Here is a 25,789-nt window from a genome sequence, read left to right as displayed (position 1 = left end):
CCCGTGGCGGGCCCGCGGCGGGACGGCGCCCGGTCAGCTCACGCGCCGGCTCACCGCAGCACCGTCTCCCCGATGTGCTCGCCCTCCGCGCAGCCGGGCGGTATCGCGAACACCGCCGAGCCGATCGGGGTGGTCCACCGGTTCAGCAGGTCCAGCGTGTCCAGCCGCTGCTGGATCGGCAGGAACTGGCCGAGCAGATCAGCCTGGAAGGACACGAAGATCTGACCGGACTCGGAGAGCGCACCGCCGCCCGGCGGCGGAGCGAGATCGTAGTTGTACGGCCGACGAAAGATCTCCTGGTGCTCGCCGTCGTCGACGCCGCGGGCCCGCCGCATATGGGAGAACTCCCCGATCACCGGGAACCCGTTGGCGGAGACCTGCTCGAAGTCGGCGGCGGAGGTCTCCGTCCCCCCGCTCAGCGGTGCGCCGTCGTCGAGCCGGGTGCCGGTGGACTGCTCCCGCGCGGTGCGGTCCACCTCGTCCCACCCGTCCATGTCCATCCGGATCCGGCGGATCACCATCGAGGTGCCGCCCGCGAAGGGCCCCTCCTCGATCCACACCACGTGTGAGAAGTGCGGGGTCCCGGTCGCGGGGTTCGCGCTGCCGTCGAGCTGTCCGAAGAGATTCCGCATGGTGGAGCCGGGTGCCACGATCCCCGGTGAGCGCCGGAACCCCGGCTGCACCCAGCGCACCCGGGTGAAGGCCCGGGCGTCCTTGAGCAGCATCCGCAGCGCATGCGAGACGGTGACCGGGTCCTCCGCCGCGACCTGCAGCATGAGGTCGCCGCCGGTGAACTCGTCCTGCAGCTCGTCGATCCCGAAGGGCGGCAGCGGATCCAGCCACGACGGGGCCGCCCGCTCGGCACGCTCCATGAGACCGCGCCCGAAGCCGACGGTCACGGTGAGCGCGGCAGGTTGCGTCGCCATCTCCGGTTCCGTGTCCGCGAGCGGCGGCTCGCCGCGGGTGAGGCGGGCCGCATCATCGGTGAGCAGCCGCAGCATCCGCAGCACCCCCTCACGGTCCACCTCCTCCCGCAGGTCCAGGCCCACGAACGTCGCCGCCGCCGGGGCGGGGGTCTCGATCCCCGCCTGGTGCTCGCCATGGAAGGGGACGGTCTCGCCCCCGTGCAGGGGAGGCGCGGCCGCGGAGGCCGAGGCGGACGCCCCGGACGCGCCGCGACCGCTCAGCGTGCGGTCCAGGCCGATGGACGCGGCGCCCACGCCGAGGGCGCCCGCGCCGAGGGATCCCGCCCGCAGCAGCTGGCGCCGGCCGGGCCTGGCGGGGGAGGAGTCCTCGGAGGTCACTTGTCGTCCCCGTGCCCGGCCTCGTGCTCGCCGCCTCCGTCGGAGGCACCGGAGCCCATCGAGCCCTCGGGCTCATAGTGCTCCTGAGCGCCCGCGAAGTCCTTCACGGTGGCCGTGAACGGGAGCTCGGTCCCGTCCTCGAACTCCAGTGTCAGCTCCACCTCGTCCCCGGGGAGCAGCGGTGCGGCGAGATCGATGAGCATGAGGTGGTTCCCTCCGGGTTCGAGGAGCAGCTCCTCACCGGCGGGCAGCGGGAAGCCGCCCTCCTTCTCCTGCATGCTCATGCCGCCCGAACCGTCGGAGGCGGTCTCGTGGAGCTCCACCTGGGCGCTGGCATCGGTCCGCGCCCCGCTCAGCACGAGGTCCGTGTCGGTGTCGTTGCGGATGATGCCGAAGGCCGAGGTCATGTGCTCCTCGGCGGCCTTGACCCAGGCCTCGGTGATCGCGAGGGCGTCACCCTCGGCGGCGTTGCCGGCACCGGTGGCAGGGGCGTCGGCGTCGGCCTCGGCGCCGCTGCCCGGGTCCGCGGCGCAGGCGGCCAGGGGCAGCAGCAGTGCGGCGAGCGCCGCCCGCCGGGGGAGGCGGGCACCCATCAGCGGACGGGCGGCGGAGGCGGGGGCTGAACCTCCGCGGGGGAGGGCACGGGGCTCGAAGGGGTCGTTCGGAACATGCGTGGTCCTTTCGGAGACGCTCCGCGGGCCGGCGGCGAGGTGCTCATCCGGCAGCGGGCGTGAGGGAGTTCCGCACGGCGGTGCCGGGCGGGAGTCGTCCGAAGGGCTGCCTGGGCCGGCGCAGGGGCCGTGCTGCCGAGGCGGGGCGTCGGCGGTGCTCAGGCGGCCAGGACCAGGGGCGGACCCCGTCGCAGCTGAGGAGCGAGCACCGCGCGGCGGATGTGCCGCAGCGAGGCGCGCGCCGGCACCGGCCGGGACGCTCGGGGCAGCACGAGCGTCGGGAGCGTCAGGGGGCGCGGCGGTCGGGAGAGCACCTCGAGGACCGCGGCCACCAGACCGGTGCAGCGCAGCAGGAAGCTCTCCCCGCGATACAGCACCAGGGTGGTGATCAGTCCGGCCACGAGGTGCCACAGCAGCATCTGCGGATCGGAATGGCTGCCGTGCAGGGCATGCTCCGCAGCTGTGCCCGCCCCACCGGTCCCGTGGCCGGAGTGCGCCGCGCCTGTCAGGGCCCCACCTGCCCCGTGCGTGCCGTGGTCGAGGTGGGAGCCCGGAGGCGCGACCAGGGCGATGCTCGGGTCGCCCGGCGTGCCGGCGATGAACAGGCCGTGGAAGAGGGCCTGGCTGCTGAGCACGGCGGCACCCATCCGCGGCAGCGAGAAACGAGCTCCCGCCAGCACCGTGCAGGCGGTCACCGACAGCCACCAGGGAAGCGCCACCCCCAGCCACGAGGGCATGGCGCCGCCACCGATCAGGTGCCCTCCGAGGGCGGTCAGGGTCACCAGCGTCGCGGCGGTGACGCCGCGCAGCAGGCGCAGCGGCGAGCGACTCGAGGGCATGTCGTCCATTGTGCCCCTGCCGACGGGCCGTGCGGGGATCAGATCCCGGTCTCCGCGCCGCGCGGTGGGACCACCATCACGGGACCCTCGGCGCGCTGGAGCACCGCCTGGGAGACCGAGCCGAGCAGGGTGCTGGCCACCCGGCCGTGGCCCCGGGTCCCGAGCACCGTGAGCTGGGCTCCCGCGGTCTGCTCGAGCAGAGCGGCGACCGGTTCGGCCAGCACCGCGCGGCTGGTGATCGTGAGATCGGGATGCTCGGTCCGCAGGGCCTCCGCGTCGGCCTCGAGCTGGTCCCCGAGATCGTGCCGGTGGCGCTCCAGCAGATCCGGATCGGGGAGCCAGGCCATGGAGGCACCGCCCCAGTCCTCGAGCGAGGACATGACCATCAGCAGGTGCAGCGGCGCGTTCCGGGTGCGGGCGGCGACGACGGCGTGGCGCACGACGAGGCGGCTGTGCGGGGAGCCGTCCACCCCGACCACCACCGGGGTGCGCTCGTCCCGCGGGGTGAAGCGCGCGACCCCGGTGTCGGTGCCCACCTCGTACTGGCGCGGCACGACGATGGTGGGGCAGTGCGCGTGCGCCGGCAGCGCGGTCGAGACCGAACCGAGCAGGCGGCCGAAGAAGCCGCCTCGGCCGCGGGCTCCGACCACCGCGAGCTGGGCCCGTGCGGACATCTCCACCAGCACGCCGGCGGCGTCACCCTGTGCGGTGCGCAGATCCGTCTCGCCGGGGAATCCGCGCAGGTGCTCGCGCGCTTCCTCGAGCTGCTCCTGGGCCGCGGCCAGGCGGGCCACCTCCGCAGGGACGGTAGGGGTCAGCGAAGCATCGGCGTAGGCGAGGCTCGGCACCGTGAAGGCGGTGACGACGGTGAGCAGGCTGTCGAGCCGCCGCGCGGCGCGCGCCGCGTAGAACAGTGCCCGGACGGACTGGTCGGAGCCGTCGAAGCCGACGAGCACGCCGAGCGGTCTCGCGTCCGGATCCGCGGGATCGGGGACTGAGGGGTGGAGTCGTCGTCGTGCATCTCGACCTCCTGCATCGGGGGCGCTGCGGGGCCGACGACGCCGCCCCGGTCGATTCAGTCGTCGGTGCACCCATCGTAGGCCGGACGCATCGTTCTGCATGGACCGTTCGTCCTGCCCGTTCGCCCCGTGGGCGCGGGGCGTCGGGCATCACGGGCGCTGTGCCCCGCACGGGTCTACGCTCGGGGCATGGACCTGTCCTTCAGCGCGAACACCGTGGAGTGGCGCGGGCCGGCGCCCTTCGTCTTCGCCCCCGTGCCCGAGGAGGAGGCGGACGCGATCGCGGCGATCGCGCCTGCGGCCACCTACGGCTGGGGCTGCATCCCGGCGGTCGTCCGCATCGGGGACACGGACTTCACCACCTCGCTCTTCCCCCGCGATGGCGGCTACCTGGTGCCCGTGAAGGTCGCGGTCCAGCGGGCCGAGCAGATCGAGGTGGGGGACCGGGTCGAGGTGAGCCTGCACATCGAGGCGCGCTGAGGGAGCCGCTCCTGCCGTGCGCGCAGATGCCCCGCCCTCACACCTCGGGCTGATCGGGCAGATCGAGCTCCTGTGCGTACCGGTCGCGCAGCTCGCGCCAGCCGTGCTCCAGGGCGTCGCGCCCCACGATCCGTTCCTGGTCCAGGCCCTCGAGGCGGGCGTCGAGCACGCCGAGGCACACCTGCCAGCCGGCCAAGGTGGTGGGTGCCTGCTGCGGGTCCGACAGCTTCATCAGCAGGGTCAGGCGCGCCTCGTCGATCAGCCATTCCAGGAGGTCGTCGCCGAAGCGGTGGGTCAGCGCATGATCGCCGGCGGTGGCCAGCACGTCGACGGCCACCGGGTCCGCGTCCGGGGTCTCCCGGGACAGGACGGGCCCGGGCTCGGTCAAAGGCCGCTCGGGCACGATCGGTGACCAGGTCGCCAGCAGCGCAGGGTCCGTGAGGTGCTCCCAGATCTGCGCGCCGGTGCCGGAGAGGTCCACCTCGAGGATCACGGCGTCCTCGGTGAGGTCGACGGCGACGGGGAGGTCGGCGATGCGCTGATCGATGGTCGGATCGTTCCCGGACGAGTTCACGAAGCTCCTTCCCTGCGCCGCCCTGTGCGGCACTGACATCTCCCGCCATTGTCCACCCGAACCCCGCGCCATGGCCGGGACCGTCGGCACGGCCGGGACCGCTGGCGTGGCCGGGACCGTCGCCCGCGGCCGCTTGCGACCGGCCTGTGGGCGGGCGCTCCGCGGGCGGGCGGTCCGTGAGTGGCCGGTCCGTGTGCGGGCGGGGGTGGATTGTCAGGATCCGAACCAGAATCTGCTCGAGAATGGTATAGATCCTGACAATCCCGGGTGCGAGTCGCCGACGCCGGCCGCCGGTGCCGCCAGTGCCGCCGGGCGGCGGGCGGTGGGCAGCGGGCGCCGGGTAGGGCTCAGCCCTTGCCGGGACCGAAGCGCGGTGCCGGCAGCGGGGGCGCGACGGCGGCGGGCTGCTGCTCCAGCAGCGCGAGCGCCTCGGTGACCCCGCGCGTGAGCTGCGGGTCCTCGCCCGAGACCCAGGCGTTCGGCGGCAGCGGCACCTCGATATCGGGCTCCACGCCGTAGTTCTCGATCGCCCAGTCCTCGCCCTCGAACCAGCTGGCGTACTTCGGCTGGGTGACGCCGGTGCCGTCGACCAGGTCGTAGCGGCCGTCGATGCCGATCACGCCGCCCCAGGTGCGGGTGCCGATGATCGGACCGATCTCCAGGGCGCGGGAGACGGCGTTCACGATGTCGCCGTCGGAGCCCGCCTCCTGGTTGGTCACCAGCACCACCGCACCGCGCGGCGCGAAGGACGGGTAGGTGCCGGGGCGCTCGTGGCGCGGGTAGCCCCAGGAGAGCACCCGGCGGGCGATCCGATCGGTGACCAGCTGCGAGGTGTGGCCGCCGCTGTTGTAGCGCACGTCCACCACCAGACCCTCCTTGGTGGAGGCCTCGCGCAGGTCACGGTGCATCTGCGCCCAGCCGGAGGAGACCATGTCGGGGATGTGCAGGTAGCCGAGCCGACCGCCCGAGAGGTCCTCGACCAGCGCCCGCCGGGCGGCGACCCAGGCCTGGTAGCGCAGAGCGGAGTCATCGGCGATCGGGGTGACCGCCACCCGGTGCTCGGCGCCGTCGCGCAGCAGCACCAGCTCGGTGGGCTTGTCCGCGGCGCCGATCAGCGCGGCCTCGATGCCCTCGCGGTGCACCGGCCGGCCGTCGACGCGGATCACCGCATCGCCGACCTGCGCCCCCACCCCGGGGGCGAGCAGCGGCGAGCGGGCGTCGGGGTCGGAGGAGTCGCCGGGCAGGATCCGGGTGATCACCCAGCGCCCGTCGCGGAGCTCGAGGTCGGCCCCCAGATGAGCGGGGAGCATCGGCGGATCGGCGTGGTAGACCGGGCCCTGCACGTAGGCGTGCGAGGTGCCCAGCTCGCCCTGGACCTCCCACATCATGTCCTGGAAGTCGTCCTCGGTGACCAGACGCTCGACGACGGGGTCGTACCAGGAGGTCATCGCGTGCCAGTCCATGCCGTCCATGTCCGCGCGCCAGTACTGCTGGGCCATGATCCGGTAGTTGTCCCAGAGCATGCCGCGACGCTCCGCGACCGGGTCGACCGTGAGCCGCATCCGGGAGGTGTCGATGACGATCCGTGCCGGGTCCTCGTCCTCGACCTTGCGGGTCGCGGGCACCTGCACCCACTTCTCGCCCTGCCGGATCACCAGCGACTGCCCGTCACCGGAGGCGGAGAGGTCGGTGACGCCCTCGGCGAGGACGGTGAGCTTGCGGTCCGCGAGGTTCCAGTGCTCCAGGGTCGGCGTCGGGGCTTCCCCCTCCACCCCGGCGCGGGCGCTGCCCAGCACCCCCTGCTGCGGATGGCGCAGCCAGACGAAGCCGCCGCTGACGGCGGTGAGGTGCGAGTAGTAGCCCGAGACCACCGGGAAGGGCACCAGGCGCGACTCCACCGACTCGAGATCGATCCGGGTGGTGGGCGGGCGGTGAGCCTCGTCGGCCCCGGCGGCGCTGTGCGAGCTGGCCGGCTGGGTCGAGCCCGAGGCCGAGGCCGCCGTCTCCGGGCCCGGACCGGCCGGGCGGGCGGAGTCGTCGGTCCCCGCGGTGCTGGCGGCGTCCTTCCCGCCCGGACCGCCGGCGTCGCCCTCGGCGTCCTTGCTCGTCGCGTCGGCGCCCCAGCCGTCGGGGTGCGGGCCGAAGGGATCGGGGGTGGTGCGCTCCAGCGGGATCAGGAACGGGCGCTCGGCGTTGACGAAGCCGAGGTCGAAGACCATGTCGTCGTAGACCGTCTCGAAGGTGCGCAGGCTCAGCAGGGCCAGGTGCTTGCCGTCGGCGCTGAAGGCCGGGGCGGAGTCCTGGTACTTCCCGGTGGTCAGGGCGCGGCCGGTGGGCTCGTGGTCCTCGGTATCCGAGATCATCAGGCGGCTGAGCTGCCAGGAGTTGGGCTCGGCCCACACCAGCCAGCGGCCGTCCGGCGACCAGGCGAGGTCCCGCACCTCGCCGCCGGTGGAGCGGCCCACCTCGCGCACGTGGTCGAGCCGCGGCGCGGGGACCGCGTGCTCGGCGTCCTGCTCCCAGGCGGAGGCGGCGGTCTCCTTCGCCGACGCCTGGTGGGAGATCTTCGCGGGGTCCTCGAGGCCCCGCAGGGTCACCAGGTGCACCACGTTGTCGTGCGTGGAGATCGCGACCTTGGAGCCGTCGGGGGAGGGGATCGCGTGCAGGATGCGGCCCAGCTCGCCGAGGTCGAGCCGGATCTCCTCGCCGCCGCCGTCCAGCCTCGCCAGTGCCAGCACATCGGAGCCGACACCGCCGGACTCGCGGTCGCTGAGCGCCTCCACGTCGGAGACGAACAGGGCGAAGGGGGTGCGGCCCAGCGGGTGCGCCTCCCGCAGCCGCAGCCCGCAGGCCCCGGCGAGCAGGCGGGACGGCCCGCCGCGGTGGGTGAGGGCGTGCACGCTGCCCCGCCATTCGACGACGCTCGCCCGGGCATCATGCAGCGGGCGCATGGCCAGCACGTTCTTGGTCGGCGACGCCGGGCGCGGCAGCCGTGCGGCGCCGACCCCGGAGACCAGGATCTCGACCTCGCGCGGCCTCGCCTCCAGGGAGTCCATCGCGAACACGCGGCCGCGGGAGCTGAAGACGATGGTGGAGCCGTCGGTGGCCGGCTCGCGCAGATAGCCCTGGGCGGAGGTCAGCGAGGTGTGCGCGCGCAGGTCGGAGCCGTCCAGCGCCACCGACCAGAGGTTCGCGGAGGCGCGATCGTTCAGGGCCGCGCCGGGTCCGGGGGTGTCCGCGGCGAACAGCAGCCGGTCCCCGTACCAGGCGATCCGCAGCTTCGAGGCGAGGAGCTCGTCCAGCAGCGGCTCCCAGGAGCGCCCGGCATGGGTCTCGGTGGGAGCGTCCAGCGGCACGTCCTGGCGGGAGATCCACAGCTTCACCGCGGTGCCGCCCTGGTAGTGCTTCCACCCGGCCTGGTCGCGGCGCCACGGGGTGGAGACCACGGTGGTGCCCGAGGGATGGATCGCCACCTCACCGCTGCGCCCCAGGGGCAGCAGCTCGGCGGTGCCCTCGAGGTCGATCGCCCACAGCTGGGCATCCCGTGCGATCGGGGCGCCGACGCTGCTGGTGGCGAGGATCCGGCCGTCCGGCAGCCAGCCGGCGACCTTCGTGGAGGGCCGGCCCCAGGCGGTGAGCCGGCGCGGGGCGGTGTCGCCCTCGGTGGGGATCACCCACACCTCGGGGCCGCCGGAGGTGCGGGAGGTGTACGCGACGTGCGTGCCGTCGGGGGAGAAGCGCGGGTAGGCGACGGGGGCGCCCTCATCGGTGAGCCGCCAGGCGCGCCCGCCGGCCAGCGGGGCCAGCCAGACATCGTTCGCGGCGGTGAAGGTCAGGAGGTCTCCGTGGACATCGGGATGGCGGAGATATGCGGCATGTGCGGGCGTCATCGGCATGCGTCCAACCCTACGCGCGGCATCGGACGCCCTGCACCGATTCGCCGGCGCCCGGGGCAGGTCAGCTCAGCGCGCTGGTGACGACCGCGTCCGCCCGGTAGAGGGATACGGCGAGGTCGGCGCGCGTCACCGCCACGTCCCCGGCCCGGCCGGCCGGCTCCGAGCTCGCCATCCCGGCGGCCTCCAGCCAGGCGATGTCGGCCAGGGCGGAGCCCGGGGCCTCGGCCGCGGCGTCCCAGGTGACGCCGACCCCGGCCAGGGCCGGTCGCAGCAGGGCCGTGAGCATCATCGCCGTGCACTCCCCGGTGGCGGGTTCGTCCGGGCGCACCCGCAGCTCGGCATCGCCCCACAGCGCACCGCGGCCGTGCAGCCACAGCACGGCGGAGACCTGGGCGGGATCCTCGCCCAGGTCCGTGAACAGGACCGGGAGGTCCCCGAGGTCCACGGGCGGGGTGCCTGCCAGACGGTGCAGGGCAACGGCCGCCTCGCCGCGGGTCACCACGGCATCGGGGGAGTAGCCGGTCGCGGTGAGGGCGGGCTGCACACCGGTGTCGTCCGCCCAGCGGATCGCCTCGGCGCCGGGATGATCCGCGGTGACGTCCTCGAAGGGACCGGGGAGGCTCCCGCCACCGGGCGCCGAGCTCCCGGCGGAGGCGGCCGACGGGGCGGCGGGGCCGCCGACGCGCAGCAGGGCACCGGCGCCGACGGCACCGCTGACAGCCGCTGCGGCACCGCCCAGCAGCACGGCACGGCGGCCCGTGCGGGCCGGCGCGGGCTTCGCCGCGGGCTCCGGTGCCGGCGCGGGTGGAGCAGCCGGGGGCGCGACCCGGAGCGGGGCACCGGGCCGGCCGGGGTGCAGGTGCGGTGCGGCGGGTCGCCTCATAGCCACCTCAGCTCCCGCATCCGCCGCACGATCGCCCAGCTCACAGCCAGGTTCCCCAGCCGTTGAGGTGGATGTCGTCCGGGGCCCGCAGACCGGCCGGGACGATCCGCTGTGCCAGCGCCTCCTGGGTGGTGGCCTGTTCGAGCAGGCGCAGCGGTGCGAGCGGCGGGCAGCAGAGGCCGTCCTCGGTGGTGAGCAGACCGGCCAGGTCCAGGAAGTGGTCGCCGTAGCGGCGCTGCTGCTCCTCGTTGACGGCGTCGACGGCCTCCGCCGTCGCGGAGCCGACGGGGTCGTGCGGGTGGGCCACTGCCCGAGCACCAGCGTGTCCTGTGCCGGATCTGCGGCGGCGTCCCACATCCGCTGGGTGTCCTCCAGCACGCCGGAGGTGTCGAGGATGTTGTTCTTGCCCATCCACAGCACCTGACGGGACCCCTCCGCGACTCCGGCGAGCGCCGAGCGGAAGATGCCGTCCGTGAGCGGCCGCGCGGTGTCGTCGGGGATGAACGTCCAGCCGCCGGCGGCGTCGAGCACGCCGGGCACCCCGGACAGGTCCCCGGGGATCCGGAGGGTGCCCACGGGGGTGAGGCCGGAGTCGAGGGCGACCGGCACCGCCCCGGTCCCGGGGGCGGGCTCGCCGAGGCATCGCAGCCCGGGGGTGTCCAGGCCGCGCATCAGCAGGGTGTGTCGGGAGCCGGTGGCACCGACGCCGTAGCCGTGCACCACGGCCGGAGCGGCGGACAGCGCGAGATGCTCATGGATCCGCACCGCGACCGGCGTCGCAGCGGCACCGCCCTCCGAGCTCATCGAGGACGAGCCCCACAGCGTCAGCGGGCGGGCGTCACGCTCGGGGCCGAGCAGCCGACGAGACGCGTCGGTGCCGGTCGGGGATCGGGTCCCACCCGCAGGAAGGGGTGCGGCAGGCGCGGCCGGGGCGGCGGCGAGCTGCGGCGAGGGCATCGTGATCCTTCACGGTGGTGCTGAACGAGCGCACCGTCCGGCGCCCACGACTTCTTACTCTACGGGAACCCGGTGGTGCGGGCCAGGGGTCGCGGCGTGATCTGCAGAGGCGCTCCGGGGCCTCGGCGGTCACGGCCAGGCGTAGTCCACGACCACCGGAGCGTGGTCCGACAACCGCCGACCGCGGAACTCCCGATCGACGTCGGCCTGCTGTGCGGTGCGGGCCAGGCGGGGCGTGGCGAGGTGGTAGTCGAGGCGCCAGCCGGCGTCGTTCGCGAACGACTGCCCGAGCCACGACCACCAGGAGTACGGGCCGTCCTCGTCGGGGTGCAGGCGCCGCACCACGTCGACGAGCGTGCGCGGGGACAACTGCTGCCCGAACCAGTCGCGCTCTTCGGGGAGGAAGCCGTCGTGGTGCTGATTGCGGCGCCAGGCGGCGAGATCCTGCCGGGTGTGGGCGATGTTCAGATCCCCCATCAGCAGGAACTCCCGCCCCTCGGCGAGGGCGGCACGGCGCGCCTTGGTGAGGTAGCGCGAGAACGCCGCCATGAAACCCATCTTCCGGGCGTAGCGGGCACCCCCGTCGGGCGCCTCGCGCATCCGCTCCGGTCGCTGCAGATGGGCTGGCAGTCCCCCTTTGGGCAGATACAGGCAGGCGACCGTGAGCGGAGCCTCGGCGAGGTCGACCTCGAGATAGCGGCCCTCCGCGGCGAAGCGGCCCAGCCCGCGGGCGAGCGGGATGCGATCGGGGCGGGGACCTCGGCGAGGGCGGTCGGCGGGCCCGTCGAGACATCGTCGTCGGTGGGCCCCGGGGTCACCGCAGGCCCGCCCACGAGCGCGGCCCCGCTCCAGGTCCTGACCGCCGCCGGCGCGTGCCGGGTGAGCACGGCGACGCCGTTGCGGCCGGGCAGGGTGCCGGTGTCGAGGGCGAGGTGATACCCACCGAAGGCATCTGCGGGGATCTTGTCGGCCTGCGCGCGGACCTCCTGCAGGGCGACGACGTCACATCCCCGGCCGGCGAGCCAGTTATCGAAACCGCGTCGCTGCGTGGCACGGATCCCATTGATGTTGGCGGTCGCGATGCGGAGCATGAGCTCGAGGCTACGTGCTGGTCAGGCCCGCCGCGCGCTCTCAGGCGAGCGGGTCGCCCTGCACCGGTCCCTCCGTGTTCGGCTGCCAGCCGAGCGACGGGGCGACATGCGTCGCGAAGCTCTCGAGGATGTGGAGGTTCAGCTCGACACCGGCCTGTGAGGGGATGGTCAGCAGCAGGGTGTCGGCGGACTGCACCGCGGCGTCAGCCTTCAGCTGCTCGATCAGCTGGTCCGGCGCGCCCGTGTAGGAGCGGCCGAAGGTCGAGCGCGTGCCGTCGATGATGCCGATCTGGTCGGAGTCCTGGCCCGATCCCACGCCGAACAGGCGCTGATCCTGCTCGGTGACGATCGGGAAGACGCTGCGGGAGACGGAGACGCGCGGAGTGTGCTCATGGCCGGCCCCGCGGAATGCTTCCCGGAAGGTGTCGATCTGCTCGGCCTGGAGATCGCCGAAGGCGGCGCCCGTGGCTTCGGTCAGCAGCGTCGAGCTCATGAGGTTCAGCCCCTGAGCGCCGGTGCGCTCGGCGGTCCCACGGGAGCCTGCGCCCCACCAGATGCGCCGGGCGAGGCCCGGGGACTGCGGCTCGATGCGCAGCGGGGCGTGCGGGGCGGCGTCGGACATATAGGGCTGCGCGGCCGCACGAGTCATCGGCTCTGCCTGGATGGCCTGCAGGAACACCTCGAACTTCGACATGGCGATATCCGCACCGCGCGGATCCGTGGAGCCGGTGTACCCGAAGGACTCCCAGCCGCGGTCCGCTGCTTCGGGAGCACCGCGGGAGATGCCGAGCGCCACCCGGCCGTCGGCGATCAGATCCAGGGCGGCAGCCTCCTCTGCGAGATACAGGGGATTCTCGTAGCGCATGTCGATCACGCCGGTCCCCACCTCGATGCGCTGGGTGCGCGCAGCCACCGCCGCGAGCAGCGGCATCGGGGAAGCGGATTGCCGGGCGTAGTGGTGCACGCGGAAGTAAGCGCCGTTCACGCCCAGCTCGTCGGCGCCGACGGAGATGTCGATCGCATCGTGGAGCATCTGGCGGGCGCTGAGACCGCCCTGTGCGGGGTCGCCGCCGTAGTGGCCGAAGCTGAGGAATCCGAAGGCACGCATGGGCCCACCCTACCCCTTGATTGAATATTCCACTATGGGTGCGCTGCTCCGCTCCGACAGCGCCCGAGCGCGGCCGCTCAGCGACCCGGGGCGAGATCTGCGCCCCACCTCCGCGCAGAACACCCGGCGCGGGTCCCTCCACCCCGTAGGGTGGAGCGCTCTGTGCGCGGACCCTCGCCGCTCTCGCTTCGGCTCGCTGACCGTCACAGACCCCCTCTTCTCTCGCTGCTGCCTGCCCCCATGCCTCGCAGCCCCCTCCACGGAACGGACCGCGCCATGCCGCCGGACGCCCCCCTGCCTGCCGATCCCGTCGGCACCCCCCGATCGCGCCGCAGCCGGCGCGAGAGCGAGCGCTTCCCGAGCGACCCGCAGCTGCCGGGCAGCTCTGCGGGCGGGGTCTTCCAGGTGGCGGTGGCGCTCATCCTCGCCTTCCTCCTCGCCGCCGGGTTCTGGCCGGCGCAGATGAGCTCCGCCGCCGGCGCGGCGATGCGCTGGGTGACCACCATCGGCGGCTGGTCGCTGCTGCTGATCCCGCTGTGCCTGATCGGACTGCTCCTGGTGCTGGCCTGCACCCGCTTCGGCGCCATCCGCCTCGGCCCCGATGATTCGCGGCCCGAGTACTCCACCTTCGCCTGGATCGCGATGCTGCTGGGCGCCGTGATGGGGATCGGGATGGTCACCTATGGCGTGGCCGAGCCGGTGGCCCACCTGCTCACCCCGCCGCACGGCCTCGCCGAGCCCGGCAGCGAGGACGCGGTGGTCGATGCCCTGCGCTTCACGTTCCTGGACTGGGGGCTGCACGCCTGGGCCGTGTTCGCCACCTTCGGCCTGGCGATCGGCTATTCCACCCACCGCCTCGGGAACAAGGGCCTGGTCTCGCCGATCCTGCGGCCGCTGATCGGTGCACACGCCGACGGCCTGGTGGGCAAGTCGATCGACGTCCTGGTCATCCTCTCCACCCTGTTCGGCACCACCACCTCGCTGGGTCTCGGGGCCGCCCAGATCAGCCAGGGGATGAGCCGGCTGACCGGCCTGGACCTCACCACCACCGGGGTGCAGCTCCTCGTCATCGCGCTGGTCACCGTGCTGTTCACCGCCTCGGCGATGAGCGGGATCGGCCGCGGGATCCGTTACCTGAGCCAGACCACGATGGTGATCGCCGCAGCCCTGCTGCTGTTCGTCCTGGCCACCGGCCCCACCAGCTGGCTGATCAACCTCTTCCTCCGCTCGCTCGGCGGATATGCCGGCGGATTCCTCGAGATCAGCCTGATGCTGCCCACCGATGGCGCGGACGTGGAATGGATGCAGGCCTGGACCTACTTCATGATGGCCTGGTGGATCTCCTGGGGCGCCTTCGTGGGGATCTTCCTGGCCCGCATCTCCCGCGGCCGCACCCTCCGGCAGTTCGTGCTGGTCGTGCTCGGCGTGCCGAGCCTGATCTTCTCCGCCTGGTTCACCGTGTTCGGCGGCTCGGCGATGTTCATGGATCGCGAGCGCGAGGCCGGGATCGGTGCGGCCGCGAGCGAGAACGTCAACACTGCGTTCTTCGCCCTGCTCGATCAGCTGCCGCTGAGCGGACTCACCTCGGCGGTGGCCGTGGCACTGGTGATCATGTACTTCGTGACCAGCGCGGATTCGAACACCTACGTGCTCTCGGTGATCTCCTCGGATGGGCGCCTCGACCCCGCCCGCCCGCTGATGGGCATGTGGGGTCTGCTCACCGGTGCGACGGCCGCCGTGCTGCTGTACGCCGGCGGCCTGGAGGCGCTGCAGACGGCCGTGATGCTCTCCGCGGCACCGTTCATCTTCGTCATCCTCGCGCTGGCGATCTCGCTGGTGATGATGCTGCGCCGCGACCCGTTGCTCCGGGAAGGAGCGCCGCAGCGACGGTCCGTGCCCGCTGCCGAGGGCGCCGGTGCGACCGACCGGGCCGATACGGCCCCGCAGCCCAGCCTCGAACGGTGAGCACCGGGGTCTGAGCGGCCCGGCTCCGCACGGAAAGAGGCACGCGCCGCCCGGATCGGGTGGCGCGTGCCTCTGCGTGAAGCGGTCGGATGCCGCCCGCCGCCGAGCGTCAGCTCCCGTCGGCCTCGGTGGTCTCCGCCGGGCGCGAGCCCAGCTCGGAGTCCAGGCGCAGCAGGCCCGCACCGTCATCACCGACCAGCTTCACGCGGCCGATGATCTCCGAGACGGTCGCCTCCTCCTCGATCTGCTCGTCCACGAACCAGTTCAGCAGCGGCCGGGAGTCGTAGTCGCCCTCCTTGTCGGCGCTGCGGTACAGCTCGCGGATCGACTCGGAGACCTTCTCCTCGTGGGCGAGCGCCGCCTCGAAGATCTCCAGCACGGAGAGGCCGGGCTTCACACCGGGGGCCTCGATCGCGCCGATCGTGGCGTGGTTGCCGCGGTCGGCGGTGTGCTGGATGAACTTGTTGGCGTGGACGATCTCCTCGTCGGCCTGGTGGCGGAGCCATCCGGCGATGCCGGGGAGATCCTGCTCGTCGGCCTCGATGGCCAGCTGGCGGTAGGTGATCGACGCGGCGAACTCGAGCGTGATCTGCTCCTGGAACTTCTTCTCAAGGTCATTGCTCATCTTCATGGCCTTGACGGTAGCCCTCTCGAGCGCCCTTGTCACGTATGGAAAGGCTGGCCTGACCAGCGATTATGAAGTTCGGGCAGGCTTACCTGACCGGCGCTGGGAGCGGCTGTGGCCAGAGGCCCATCGAGGGTTCGGCGTACTCAGCCGGCGTTCTCGACCTCGATCTCGAGCCCGGCATCCGCCGGACCGACGGTGACGGCCCAGGGATGCTCGACCCCTTCATCGGCGTAGGCGGTGCACTCGGCTGCGTAGTCCGCCGCGCCGGTGTCGACGCCGTCGGCGCATTCGACGTCCAGGCTCATCTCCTCGGGCCCGCGGGACTCGGCCTCCGCTTCGAGCAGGGTGGCGAGCTCCTCGGCGCTGAGCACCTGCGTGTCGTGGCCGAGTCCCCAGGTGTCCTCGAAGAGGTTCTCGCCGCCTGTGCTGCCCTCCGCGGTGCCGTCGCCGGCGTCGGCGGCGGCGCTGCTCTCGGTGGGCTCCTCCGGCGCGGACGTCTCTGCGCCGTCGTCCGCCACGGCGCTCTGCTCGGCCTGTTCTGTGCCGGTGCCGGGTTCCTCCTCGGGCTCCTCGGTATCGGCGGCGCCGCAACCGGTGAGGAGCGCCGTGGCGAAGGCGGCGACCGCCAGGGCGGGGACGAGCCGTCGGCCCCTGCGGGCGCGCGTCCCGTGGTGATGCGGTGCGAGGTCACCGTCCCCCGGCGCTCGCGGCCCGCTGCTCTGCGTGAGCGAGCTGCTGTCCATGCTGTGCGCGGTCATCGAGGTCCCCTTCCCGGGCGCTGGGCCCGGCCCCGCCACCCCTGGAGGCGACGCTGTCTCTGGTGGAGGAGCCCAGATGTTCAGTGTGGTGTGGATCACGTCTGCGGTCCAGTGAGCCCCGACGCCCGTCGCTCCGCTCCCCGGTCCGGTTGACTGGGTCCCGTCGGCGTCATCCACCCCAGCCCCGAGGAGAGCCATGACCCAGCAGTCCCGCCCGTCCCCTTCGCCGCGCCCTGCCATCGTCGGCCACCGCGGCGCCTCCGCCCATGCGCCGGAGAACACGCTCAGCGCGTTCCGTCGGGCCCTCGAGGACGGCGCGCAGCTGCTGGAGTGCGATGTGCACCTGAGTGCGGACGGCGAGGTGGTGGTGATGCACGACGAGACCATCGACCGCACCGCGGCGGCGGATTCTCCGCTGCGCAGCGGGGCGATCGGCGACCTCACCCGGGCCGAGCTCGACACGGTGCTGTTGGAGGGTGGCGAGCGCATCCCTTCGCTGGCCGAGCTGCTCGAGATGACCACGGCCCCGGTGTTCATCGAGGTCAAGGTCGCCGCCGCCGCGAAGGCCGTCGCCGAACTGCTGCAGGGGCTGCCCGCCGGCACCCCGGCCGCGGACTCCACGGTCATCTCCTTCCATGTCGATGCGCTCGCCGAGATCCGCCGCGCCACTGACACCCCGGTCTCCTACCTGGTCGAACAGGTCGATGAGCAGGCGATCGCCACCGCCCGCGAGCTCGGGCGGCAGGGATGGGCCCCTCGATCGACGGGCTCAGCCTGGGTGCGGCGCGCGGCGTGCATGAGGCCGGGATGACGGTGAACCCCTGGACGGTCAACAGCGCGGCGCAGCTCGAGGTGGCCCTCGCCTGCGGCGTCGACACGATCACCACCGACGAGCCCGCCTGGCTGCAGCGCGAGCTGGACGTGCGCCTGGGGTGACGTCGTCCTGCGGCACGTCCGTCGCGAACCCTCGCGAGGCGGACGCCGGTGCCGCTGCAACGATCGCCATGTCAAGCACCTTTGACATTTGATGTCAAGGGCCCTTGACTTCAATGTCAAGTCACCCTTACATTTGAGGCATGAGCACCACACCCCGCCGCTCGGCCAATCCCACCCCCGCCGATCGTTCCGTCGCTGTTCAGGTCCCTGAGCAGACGGATTCCAGCATGGCCCGGGCTCCGCTCCCGCGGGTGATCGGGGTCCTCGCCGTCCGCCCCGTGCTGATCCTCCTGCTCGGCGTCGGCCTGCTGGCCGCGAACCTCTCGCTCCTGCACGCCAACGCACTCGTCGTCCTGGTCGACCTCGCGGCGCTGGGCGTGGTGGCCCTCGCGATGCACGCCGAGGGCCGGCGGCTCCGGGACCTCTTCGGTCCCTTCCGCTGGGCCGACCTCGCCTGGGGTGTGCTGCTCCTGGTGATCCTCGTCGTCGGCTTCCTGGCGTCGAACTTCGCAGCGAATCTGCTGGTGTATGGCGGGGCCCCGCCGGTGTCGACCGATGCCCCGCCCTCGGTGCCGCTGTGGGTGGGTCTCGTCGCCGTCCTCATCGCTCCGCTCAGCATCGCGCTCAGCGAGGAGGCCGTCTATCGCGGATACGCCCAACCCCGTCTGGAGCACCGGCTCGGACGCCTCGGCGCCCTGGTCGCTGTCGCGATCGTCTTCGGCATCCAGCACATCGGATTCGCCCTCACCTCGGGGCTCGACATCGCTGCGAAGGTGCTCACGACGTTCTTCGCGGGCCTGATCCTCGGCGCCCTCTGGCTCTGGATGCGCCGCCTGATGCCGCTCGTGCTCGCCCATTGGGGACTGGATCTGCTGCTGCTGGGCCTGCCCACCCTCGCCCTCGCCGTCCTCTGATCCGCGCCCTCGACCGCCTTTCACCATCCGACGTCAGGAGTCCGTCATGACCATCACCCCGCGCACCCGCGCCAACCGCGCGTTCACCATCCGCTTCCTGTCGGGCCTGGTGTTCTACGGCCTCGCGCTCGGCCTCGCCGGCGCCGCCGAGGGGACCTCCTTCCCCGCCTGGATCCCGGCCCTGCTGGTGCTGCCCGCCGTGGCCCTCATGGCGTGGGCGAACATCGAGATGTACCGCAGCGGCGACGAGTTCCAGCGCCGCAAGGTCGCCGAGGCGGTGATGCTCGCCTTCGTGGTCTCCACCGCCCTCATCCTCGCCGTTGGCGTCCTGCAGAACTTCCTGCTCCCCGAGATGAACTGGATCTTCGCCTTCTCGATCCTGATGCTCTCCTGGATCCTCGGCACCATCGTCTCCGCCATCCGCTACCGCTGAAAGAGGTCGATGATGCGCAACGACCTCAAGGCCCGCCGCGCCGAGCGCCGCTGGTCCCAGGCGGAGCTCGGCACGGCCCTCGGCGTCTCCCGCCAGACCGTGATCGCGCTCGAGAACGACAAGTACGATCCGTCCCTCCCGCTCGCCTTCCGGATCGCCGCCCTCTTCGAGTGCCCGATCGAGGAGATCTTCACACCGGACGAGGAGGGGCCCGCCGCCCCCTGATCGCCCCGTCGAGGTCCCCTCCCGTCGCCCGCGCTCATGGCTATGCATCGGCTGTATATGCATGAGCGCGGGCGGTGCTGTGCGGGTGCGAGGACGGTTCGCCGACGCCACTGCTGTGACCTGCGCGACAGGCCCGTCGTGGACATCGCCGCAGGTGCATGGCTGGACATCGCCCTGCATGCTCACGCATCGAACGTTCCGTGCTCCGGCGGGAGCGCCCCGCGTACTCTGGTCCGCGCCATGACCTCCGTTTCCGCGGAGCCCCCGTGACTCGGGGCCCCGGGCCCCCTGAAAGGACCGCGATGCTCGACTCGACGCTCCAGGCGACCTATGACCAGGTTCTACGGCGCAACCCCGGAGAACCCGAGTTCCATCAGGCTGTCCGGGAGGTGTTCGAGTCGCTGGAGGCCATCCAGAACCTTCATCCCGAATACCAGGACCACAGCATCCTGATGCGTCTGTGCGAACCGGAGCGCCAGATCATCTTCCGTGTTCCGTGGGTCGACGACCAGGGCACCGTGCAGATCAACCGCGGCTACCGCGTCGAGTACAACTCCGCGCTCGGCCCCTACAAGGGCGGCCTGCGGTTCCACCCCTCGGTCAACGTCGGCATCGTGAAGTTCCTCGGCTTCGAGCAGATCTTCAAGAACTCCCTCACCGGCCTGCCCATCGGTGGCGGCAAGGGAGGCTCGGACTTCGATCCGCACGGCCGCAGCGACGGCGAGGTCATGCGCTTCTGCCAGTCCTTCATGACCGAGCTGCACCGCCACATGGGTGAGTACACCGACGTCCCCGCCGGTGACATCGGTGTGGGCGCCCGCGAGATCGGCTACCTCTTCGGCCAGTACAAGCGCCTGACCAACCGCTACGAGGCCGGTGTGCTCACCGGCAAGGGTCTGGACTGGGGCGGCTCCCTGGTGCGCAAGGAGGCCACCGGCTACGGCGCGGCCATCTTCGCCGACGAGATGCTCAAGGCTCGCGGCTCCTCCGTCGACGGCCGCCGCGTCGCTGTCTCCGGCTCCGGCAATGTCGCCCTGTACGCGATCGAGAAGGTCGCGCAGCTCGGCGGCATCCCGGTGACGGCCTCGGACTCCTCCGGCTACGTCGTGGACGAGAACGGGATCGACCTCGCCCTGCTGCAGCAGATCAAGGAGGTCGAGCGCGGCCGCATCCACGAGTACGCCGAGCGTCGCGGAAGCGGTGCCCGCTTCGTCAAGGGCGGCAGCGTCTGGGACGTCCCGGCGGATATCGCGCTGCCCGGCGCCACCCAGAACGAGCTCGACCTCGAGGCCGCGCGCACTCTGGTCAAGAACGGGGTGCTGGCCATCTCCGAGGGCGCGAACATGCCCTGCACCCCGGAGGCCGTCTCCGTCTTCCGCGCCGCCGACATCCCCTTCGGCCCCGGCAAGGCGGCGAACGCCGGCGGCGTCGCCACCAGCGCGCTCGAGATGCAGCAGAACGCCAGCCGCGACGCCTGGAGCTTCGAGCACACCGAGCAGCGCCTCACCGAGATCATGAAGGGCATCCACGCCCGGTGCCTGGAGACCGCCGAGGAGGTCGGCCGCCCCGGTGACTACGTCGTCGGCGCCAACGTGGCGGGCTTCCGCAAGGTCGCCGACGCGATGATCGCCTTCGGCGTGATCTGAGCCGATGACGTCGCGCCGGTGACGACCGGTGCATCCACGAGGGCCCTTCCGGGTCTCGGTTCCGCCCGTCGGGCGAGGACGGGCCGGAGGGGCCCTCGTCATGTGCACCCAACCCTTGGTGAGAAGAGTTCTCGACAACTGCTACTCTGTCCGGATGAATCAGATGAGAACCATTATCATGAAGCGGCGCGCCGCCGTGCTCCTCGGCGCGGGCCTGCTCGCACTCACGGGCTGCGGCGGCTCGACGGACGGCGCCCTCGGCGAGTCCTCGGACCGCGGTGGTGAGGCCGCCCCGGCCTCCGATCGCACCGAGGTCGGCGCGCTGACGCCGCGCATCGTGCTCGCTCATGAGGGTGGGGTGACCACGCTCGACTCGGCCGACGGGGCGGTGCTCGGCAGCGCCGAGCTCGAGGGATATGTGCGCCTGAACCCCGCGGGCGACGGCCGCCACGTCGCCGTCAGCGCCGCGGACGCGATCACCATGTACGACACCGGCCTGCTCGCCCAGGGACACGGCGATCACTTCCACTACTACGTGCAGGATCCCGCTCTCACCGACCTCTCCGTCCCCGCCCCGCAGCCCGGGCACGTGGTCCCTCACGGCGACCGCACCGCCCTGTTCGCGGACGGCACCGGCGCGATCACGATCATCGACCCCGCCGCCCTCGCGGAGGGCGAGCTCGAAGTGCTCGAGGAGACCGCGACCGAGGCCCCGCACCACGGGGTGGCGGTGCCGCTCACCGATGGCGGCCTGCTCCTCACCCAGGGCACCGAGGGGATGCGCAGCACCGTCCAGGTGCTCGACGCCGAGGGGAACCTCACCGCTGAGACCACCGACTGCCCCGGCGTCCACGGCGAGGCCGCCGCCCGACCCACCGAGTCCGGGGATGTGATCAGCCTGGGCTGCGAGAACGGTTCCGTGATCTACCGCGACGGAGAGTTCCACAAGGTCCCGATCGAGGGCGACTACCAGCGCTCCGGCAACCAGCACGGGGACGAGGACTCCACGATCGTGCTGGCCGACCACAAGGTCCAGGCCGATCCCGCCGACGGGAAGGAGCGACCCACCGAGATCGCCCTGCTCGACACCCGGGACGATTCGACGCAGATCGTCGATCTCGGCTCGGCGTACTGGTTCCGCTTCCTGGACCGCGGCCCGGACGGCGAGGCCCTGGTGCTGACCACCGACGGCGAGCTGAACATCCTGGACCCCGAGACCGGCGAGATGCTCCACGAGGTCCCGGTGACAGAGGAGTGGACCGAGCCCGAGCAGTGGCAGCAGGCCGCGCCGATGATGGCCGTCGCAGACGGGACCGCCTTCGTCGTCGACCCGCAGGCGAGGACGCTGTCCATGGTGGATGTCGCCAGCGGCGAGATCTACCGCGAGCTCGAGCTGCCCGTCGTGCCCCACGAGATCCAGGTGACCACCGGCATCGCCTCCGGTGAGTACGAGATCGCCCCCGGGTTCGATGAGGACGAGCACGACGCAGAGCCCTCCGACGGGGGCGGCGACCACGAGGGCCACGACCACTGAACCGGCACCCCTCAGCCTGCTGATCCCGGGTCCGGCTCCCACAGGCCCACCTCGATCACGGCCCCGCCCTCCACCCCGGCCTTCAGGTCGAAGGGGGCGGGGCCGGGGTCGTCCCCGGATGGTGTCGGGGAGAATGCGACGGGCGATGCCCCCTCGGCCGCACCGATCCGCACCGTCAGCTGCTGAGGGGTCCGCTGATCGGCGGCGGTCCGGTAGCCCGGCCAGTACAGGCGTGAGCGAGCGGAGTCCCCCGGGGCGAGCCCGATCCCGTCGGCCGCCTGCACCGCGGGGTCGAGATGGGTGAGAGGTTCGGGCTGCAGCGCGATCTCCTCGCCGCCCTGTTCCAGCATCAGGCGCGGCGCGTCGTGCAGAGCGCAGGGGACGGTGCCGACGTTGGTCGCCCGCAGCGTGACCGCCGAGTCGCCGCTGATGCTGTCCCAGCCCGCGGCGACGAGCTGCAGCGACGTCGGCGAGCAGGTCGGCAGGCCAGCGGCCTCGAGAACGGGGGCAGCCGGGGCGCTGTCCTCCTCGAAAGGTGGCACGGCGCCGCCCGTCCGGCCGGAGCCGGCCTCCGGCGCCGGATCCGCCGATGGGTGCTCCGGGGCCGTGGCGGCGGCCCCCGTGCCCCCGCCCTCGGCGGTGTCCATGTACAGCCAGGCATCGGCGGGTGGAGCCTGGACAGGGCGAGCGATCACCGCAGCGAGCACCGTGATGACCACGACGGCGGCGATGGTCATGGGGCGGCTCGCCCGCCGAGGCGCGGGCCCGCACTCGGTAGTGTCGTCCCGGGTGCCGCGTGCCGGGACCGTGGGTAGGAACGCGACGGGATCGGCGTCGCCCGGCTCTTCGGTGCGGGGGAGGAGCCAGCCCATCAGCGCCGTCCCACCCAGGAGCACTCCGGCGATCGCCGGTGCCCCCAGCAGCGGCGAGCCGATCAGCAGCACCATGCCCAGCAGGAGCACCGGATTCGTCAGCATCAGGGCGCCTGCGGCCACTGGGGCCAGGATCCCCACCGCCGCGACCCAGCAGGCCGCGCGGTCGCTCTCCGCACCGGGCCGCAGCCACCGCCACGCCGCGAACACCGCGATCAGCAGCGCGGCCAGGGCCACTGCCAGAGCGGACGGGCGGGAGAGCGCGAGAGCGGTCCAGCCCGCGACCCACAGCAGGGCGGCGGCCATGAGCATCTGGGCGGCCGGGCGCAGGAGCGCCGGGGACGCTGCCCGAGCCCGGCAGATGAGGGGTGCTCCCGGGCCGGGAGCGCTCCGTCGCAGCACGGGTGACCGCGGCACCACCAGGGAGCCGAGCACGGCACCGAGCAGCACCACGATTCCCGCGAGGACAGTGACCCTCAGATAGCGGCGCCGCGCATCAGCCCACAGGTCGGTGCAGGTCGTGTCGTTGCAGTCGAAGGACCACTCCGGGGGAGCCCCGAGCCGGCTCGCCCAGACCCCTACCACCAGCAGCACGGCGAATCCCGCGAAGACCAGCGCGGCCGCGACGATACCGGGGGCCGGGAGGTGTCGCAGCGGGGCACGGCGGGGCATGCTGGCAACCTAGCCGATCGCCCACGCACTTCCCGGCGCCACAGCAGGACCTGTCCCTTCCGCGCACGAACTCTCCACGGCGACGAGACGGCCGGTCCACCGAGCGGTCCACACGGCCTGCACCGCCATGGCTGATCAGTCGGCGCCGTCTCCATGCGGCGGCCGACGGCCTCCGCGGCGACGATGACCTCGCCGAGCTCGCGCGGTGCTGGCGTCGGACCGAGTGAGGGGCGGGCTCAGGTATCGCGAGGGGGTCGTCGTTCTGGGAGCTGCTGAGCCGTGAAATCCTCAGGGAGAGGTATTTGCGCCTCGAGCGATTCCCATCGGAGCACGTGCGCCGCGGTGAGTCTGGTGATGAAGTCCTCTTCCCCTATGCTCTCCACCCACTGCGGCTCTTCGATGCACAGCCGAGCCATTTCGGTAAAGAGCTCCAGCTGCTGCCAGAGGTCCAGCGGGTGGTCCCCGTGCGGACCTCGCGGGGTGTCCGAATACCACTCCTCGACCGCCGCGCCCAGGTTGCTGAGCCTCACCGAGAGCGGAGGATGCGTCGAGGACCGGTCCCCGGCGGCCCAGCCGACGTTGATGTGTGCAGCTGCGACAAGAGCGATCACGGCGCCGAAAAGCGCTGCGTAGGCATCCCCGACAGAGCCGTCGTGCCCGAAGCGGCGGGCGATGATCGCCATGCTGGTGACATCGGCGTCGAGCTCCTGCTGCCAGCGTCCAGGGATCTCGTCGCCCTCCCTCGAATGCCGGCGGGTCCTGACACCGTCGAGGATCTTCTCGGCCTCACGCCGTCGCTGGTGGGCGCCGCGGGAGGTGTGGGCGAGGACGTGGTGCGCGAGTTCATGGCCGACGATGAAGGTCTCCGCCGACGAGCGGAGGCGGTCTCGCTCCTCCGGTAGCCGTCCGGGCGCGAGGCGGGTGAGTCGCTGGTCCCCTGGATGGACCACCGAGGTGTCACGCCACAACTCGGCCGCGTCCTGGAGATGTCGCCAGCTGGACAGGAGAGCACCGTAGTCGGCGTCGGAATGACGCTGGATCGGGGCCTCAGCTTCACGGGTGATCCGAAGTGCGACGGCGTACCGGAACTCGTCGAAGGCCGCACCGTACTCATCGAGCACCCAGAGGTACTGGAGATTGAGCTCCACGATGCCGCGCCGGTCGTGGTTCCACGCCACGGCGTTTGCTTCACCCAGCGGCGTGATCCCGACGAAGATGTTCCGACCGAGTCCTCGCCACTCCGCGGGCAGGAGAACGACGAGACGATCGACCAACGCGCTGATGGCGGGGCAGTTCGAGTTCGTCGGTTCCCATTCCACTGCTGGACGGTTCTTTGGGGCGTCCCGCCAGGCCAACATTTCCGCTTGCGCGTCCGCGTCCGGTGCCGACTCGGCGAGCAGGGATGCACAGTGCCACCAAAAGCTTCGGTCGTGGCGGAATCCGTATACGTCCAGGAACGTGCCGCGGGAGTTCTTCAACCTCCACATTGCCGCTCTCCCGGGTGCTCGTTCGCCGTGCGCCAGCGCGGCTCAGAACCCCAGCTGGTCGGCGCGGTCGATGATCGCCTCCGCGGTGGCGATGGTCTGGTCCACGTAGGCCTCGCCGAACAGGCGCACGTGCCCGAGCAGACCGAAGAGCAGGTGTGCGGGCAGATCCTGCTGCCAGTCCCCGGGCAGGGGGTGCTCGGCCTCGTAGCCCTCGAAGATCTCCTCGAGGAACGGGGCTCCGAACAGCGAGAGCATCGCGAGATCCTCGAGCCGGTGCCCGCCGTGGGCGGCCGGGTCGATGAGGGTCGCACCCTGCGCGGTCCACATCACGTTGCCGGACCACAGATCTCCGTGGACCCGGGCCGGCTCCTCCTCGCCCTGCCCGCTGACCCCGTCGAAGACGCCGTCGGCGACGATGTCGATCGCCTCGTCCACGGTGTCGTGGCCGTCGGCGCCGAGCGTGCGGGTGACGGCGTCGGCCAGGGGCCGCAGCCGATCATCGGCCCAGTACCCGGCGAAGTCCGCGTTCGGCGTGTTCGCCACGGCGAAGGGGCTCTCGAACGGTCCGAACCAGGCGCCGTCGGCCGGGGTCCAGCCGAAGGAGGGCGCGCCGGAATCGTGCAGCCGAGCCAGGCCGCGTCCCAGCTCGAAGGCGGCCTCCGCCGTCGGCGGCACCGTCTCCAGGCGCGCCAGGCGCAGCGTCTTCTTCTCCTCGTCGAGCACCTCGACCACAGGGATGACCTGGGGTTCCGCGAGCCAGCGCAGCCCGGCGGCCTCGGCCGCGATGTACCCGGTGGGGGCGCTGTCGGCATTCTTCACGAAGTCGTTCATGGGCCTACCGTACGCAGAGTCTGTGCGGGCGGTGCCACTTGCCGTGTCCTGGGGCACGGTCGGGGG

24 protein-coding genes and 1 pseudogene are annotated in these 25,789 nt (G+C 72.2%); 9 read left to right on the top strand and 16 right to left on the bottom strand.

Annotated features, from left to right (window positions below; all coding sequences use genetic code 11):
- Positions 1-50 precede the first annotated feature (50 nt).
- The 4 genes from CFK39_RS07860 to CFK39_RS07845 all read right to left on the bottom strand — a co-directional run bounded on the left by CFK39_RS07860 (position 51) and on the right by CFK39_RS07845 (position 3,770).
- A complete protein-coding gene (locus tag CFK39_RS07860; protein WP_089065004.1) occupies positions 51-1,304 on the bottom strand; it encodes a Dyp-type peroxidase in 1,254 nt (417 codons plus the stop codon).
- Entirely contained in the window at positions 1,301-1,897 is a 597-nt protein-coding gene (locus tag CFK39_RS07855; protein WP_089065003.1) for a copper chaperone PCu(A)C, read from the bottom strand. Before CFK39_RS07855 ends, CFK39_RS07860 begins: the two co-directional genes overlap by 4 nt.
- A 236-nt stretch (positions 1,898-2,133) precedes the next feature.
- On the bottom strand, positions 2,134-2,814 hold the full coding sequence (locus tag CFK39_RS07850) for a hypothetical protein (RefSeq protein ID WP_089065002.1): 681 nt from the start codon (positions 2,812-2,814) through the stop codon (positions 2,134-2,136).
- 38 nt (positions 2,815-2,852) lie between these two features.
- Positions 2,853-3,770 (bottom strand): universal stress protein, encoded by a 918-nt coding sequence (locus tag CFK39_RS07845; protein WP_245822358.1) that lies wholly within the window; start codon positions 3,768-3,770, stop codon positions 2,853-2,855.
- Between the two features lie 252 nt (positions 3,771-4,022).
- Between CFK39_RS07845 and CFK39_RS07840 the strand changes: the two genes are divergently transcribed.
- Positions 4,023-4,313, top strand: coding sequence for a DUF1905 domain-containing protein (locus tag CFK39_RS07840; protein WP_089065001.1), 291 nt, complete (start codon positions 4,023-4,025; stop codon positions 4,311-4,313).
- Between the two features lie 37 nt (positions 4,314-4,350).
- On the opposite strand, the gene CFK39_RS07835 is transcribed toward CFK39_RS07840, so the two are convergent.
- From CFK39_RS07835 to CFK39_RS07810, 7 genes and pseudogenes are all read right to left on the bottom strand, one after another.
- On the bottom strand, positions 4,351-4,887 hold the full coding sequence (locus CFK39_RS07835; RefSeq protein ID WP_245822356.1) for an SRPBCC family protein: 537 nt from the start codon (positions 4,885-4,887) through the stop codon (positions 4,351-4,353).
- A gap of 347 nt (positions 4,888-5,234) precedes the next feature.
- Positions 5,235-8,783 (bottom strand): S41 family peptidase, encoded by a 3,549-nt coding sequence (locus tag CFK39_RS07830; RefSeq protein WP_089065000.1) that lies wholly within the window; start codon positions 8,781-8,783, stop codon positions 5,235-5,237.
- A gap of 61 nt (positions 8,784-8,844) precedes the next feature.
- On the bottom strand, positions 8,845-9,666 hold the full coding sequence (locus tag CFK39_RS07825) for an S-layer homology domain-containing protein (protein ID WP_157697109.1): 822 nt from the start codon (positions 9,664-9,666) through the stop codon (positions 8,845-8,847).
- A 40-nt stretch (positions 9,667-9,706) separates the two neighbouring features.
- On the bottom strand, positions 9,707-9,973 hold the full coding sequence (locus tag CFK39_RS16795; protein WP_245822354.1) for a hypothetical protein: 267 nt from the start codon (positions 9,971-9,973) through the stop codon (positions 9,707-9,709).
- A 779-nt stretch (positions 9,974-10,752) separates the two neighbouring features.
- The gene (locus tag CFK39_RS17465; RefSeq protein ID WP_420836201.1) at positions 10,753-11,223 is read right to left on the bottom strand and encodes an exodeoxyribonuclease III; all 471 of its coding nucleotides are present in this window, start codon (positions 11,221-11,223) and stop codon (positions 10,753-10,755) included.
- A 182-nt stretch (positions 11,224-11,405) separates the two neighbouring features.
- A pseudogene (locus tag CFK39_RS17460) lies at positions 11,406-11,714 on the bottom strand (endonuclease/exonuclease/phosphatase family protein); the annotation flags it as partial.
- A 40-nt stretch (positions 11,715-11,754) separates the two neighbouring features.
- Complete coding sequence (locus CFK39_RS07810; protein WP_089064999.1) at positions 11,755-12,822, bottom strand: LLM class flavin-dependent oxidoreductase; 1,068 nt, start codon at positions 12,820-12,822, stop codon at positions 11,755-11,757.
- Positions 12,823-13,098: 276 nt separating this feature from the next.
- Here CFK39_RS07810 and CFK39_RS07805 point away from each other — a divergent pair, with 276 nt between their 5' ends.
- On the top strand, positions 13,099-14,787 hold the full coding sequence (locus tag CFK39_RS07805) for a BCCT family transporter (protein ID WP_245822975.1): 1,689 nt from the start codon (positions 13,099-13,101) through the stop codon (positions 14,785-14,787).
- 109 nt (positions 14,788-14,896) lie between these two features.
- Here the strand turns inward: CFK39_RS07805 and CFK39_RS07800 are convergent, their stop codons facing one another.
- Together CFK39_RS07800 and CFK39_RS07795 are read right to left on the bottom strand one after the other, a co-directional pair.
- Complete coding sequence (locus CFK39_RS07800) at positions 14,897-15,418, bottom strand: ferritin (protein WP_089064997.1); 522 nt, start codon at positions 15,416-15,418, stop codon at positions 14,897-14,899.
- A gap of 140 nt (positions 15,419-15,558) precedes the next feature.
- Positions 15,559-16,173 (bottom strand): hypothetical protein, encoded by a 615-nt coding sequence (locus tag CFK39_RS07795; RefSeq protein ID WP_089064996.1) that lies wholly within the window; start codon positions 16,171-16,173, stop codon positions 15,559-15,561.
- Between the two features lie 196 nt (positions 16,174-16,369).
- On the opposite strand from CFK39_RS07795, the gene CFK39_RS07790 reads away from it, so the two are divergent.
- The 7 genes from CFK39_RS07790 (at position 16,370) to CFK39_RS07765 (ending at position 21,861) form a co-directional block, all read left to right on the top strand.
- Positions 16,370-16,984, top strand: coding sequence for a glycerophosphodiester phosphodiesterase (locus CFK39_RS07790; RefSeq protein WP_245822974.1), 615 nt, complete (start codon positions 16,370-16,372; stop codon positions 16,982-16,984).
- The gene (locus tag CFK39_RS17165) at positions 16,921-17,109 is read left to right on the top strand and encodes a glycerophosphodiester phosphodiesterase family protein (protein ID WP_338027712.1); all 189 of its coding nucleotides are present in this window, start codon (positions 16,921-16,923) and stop codon (positions 17,107-17,109) included. The genes CFK39_RS07790 and CFK39_RS17165 overlap by 64 nt, the downstream gene beginning before the upstream one ends.
- A 140-nt stretch (positions 17,110-17,249) precedes the next feature.
- Positions 17,250-18,023, top strand: coding sequence for a CPBP family intramembrane glutamic endopeptidase (locus CFK39_RS07785; protein ID WP_157697108.1), 774 nt, complete (start codon positions 17,250-17,252; stop codon positions 18,021-18,023).
- Positions 18,024-18,069: 46 nt separating this feature from the next.
- Entirely contained in the window at positions 18,070-18,456 is a 387-nt protein-coding gene (locus CFK39_RS07780) for a hypothetical protein (RefSeq protein WP_089064994.1), read from the top strand.
- A 12-nt stretch (positions 18,457-18,468) separates the two neighbouring features.
- The gene (locus CFK39_RS07775) at positions 18,469-18,681 is read left to right on the top strand and encodes a helix-turn-helix transcriptional regulator (protein ID WP_089066330.1); all 213 of its coding nucleotides are present in this window, start codon (positions 18,469-18,471) and stop codon (positions 18,679-18,681) included.
- Between the two features lie 302 nt (positions 18,682-18,983).
- A complete protein-coding gene (gene gdhA / locus CFK39_RS07770; protein WP_089064993.1) occupies positions 18,984-20,327 on the top strand; it encodes an NADP-specific glutamate dehydrogenase in 1,344 nt (447 codons plus the stop codon).
- Between the two features lie 163 nt (positions 20,328-20,490).
- Positions 20,491-21,861 carry a hypothetical protein gene (locus CFK39_RS07765; RefSeq protein WP_245822973.1) on the top strand — a complete coding sequence of 457 codons (1,371 nt, stop codon included), beginning with the start codon at positions 20,491-20,493 and terminating at the stop codon, positions 21,859-21,861.
- Between the two features lie 11 nt (positions 21,862-21,872).
- Here CFK39_RS07765 and CFK39_RS07760 read toward each other — a convergent pair whose 3' ends face one another.
- The 3 genes from CFK39_RS07760 to CFK39_RS07750 form a co-directional block, all read right to left on the bottom strand.
- Positions 21,873-23,405 (bottom strand): DUF4232 domain-containing protein, encoded by a 1,533-nt coding sequence (locus tag CFK39_RS07760; protein WP_089064991.1) that lies wholly within the window; start codon positions 23,403-23,405, stop codon positions 21,873-21,875.
- Positions 23,406-23,641: 236 nt separating this feature from the next.
- The gene (locus tag CFK39_RS07755; protein WP_089064990.1) at positions 23,642-24,892 is read right to left on the bottom strand and encodes a M48 family metalloprotease; all 1,251 of its coding nucleotides are present in this window, start codon (positions 24,890-24,892) and stop codon (positions 23,642-23,644) included.
- Between the two features lie 42 nt (positions 24,893-24,934).
- Positions 24,935-25,723, bottom strand: a complete 789-nt coding sequence (locus CFK39_RS07750) for a fructosamine kinase family protein (protein WP_089064989.1) — start codon at positions 25,721-25,723, stop codon at positions 24,935-24,937.
- Between the last annotated feature and the right edge of the window lie 66 nt (positions 25,724-25,789).

Origin of the sequence: Brachybacterium avium (assembly GCF_002216795.1) — a bacterium.
Classification (GTDB): domain Bacteria; phylum Actinomycetota; class Actinomycetes; order Actinomycetales; family Dermabacteraceae; genus Brachybacterium; species Brachybacterium avium.
This window is presented reverse-complemented; position numbering and strand designations above follow the sequence as displayed.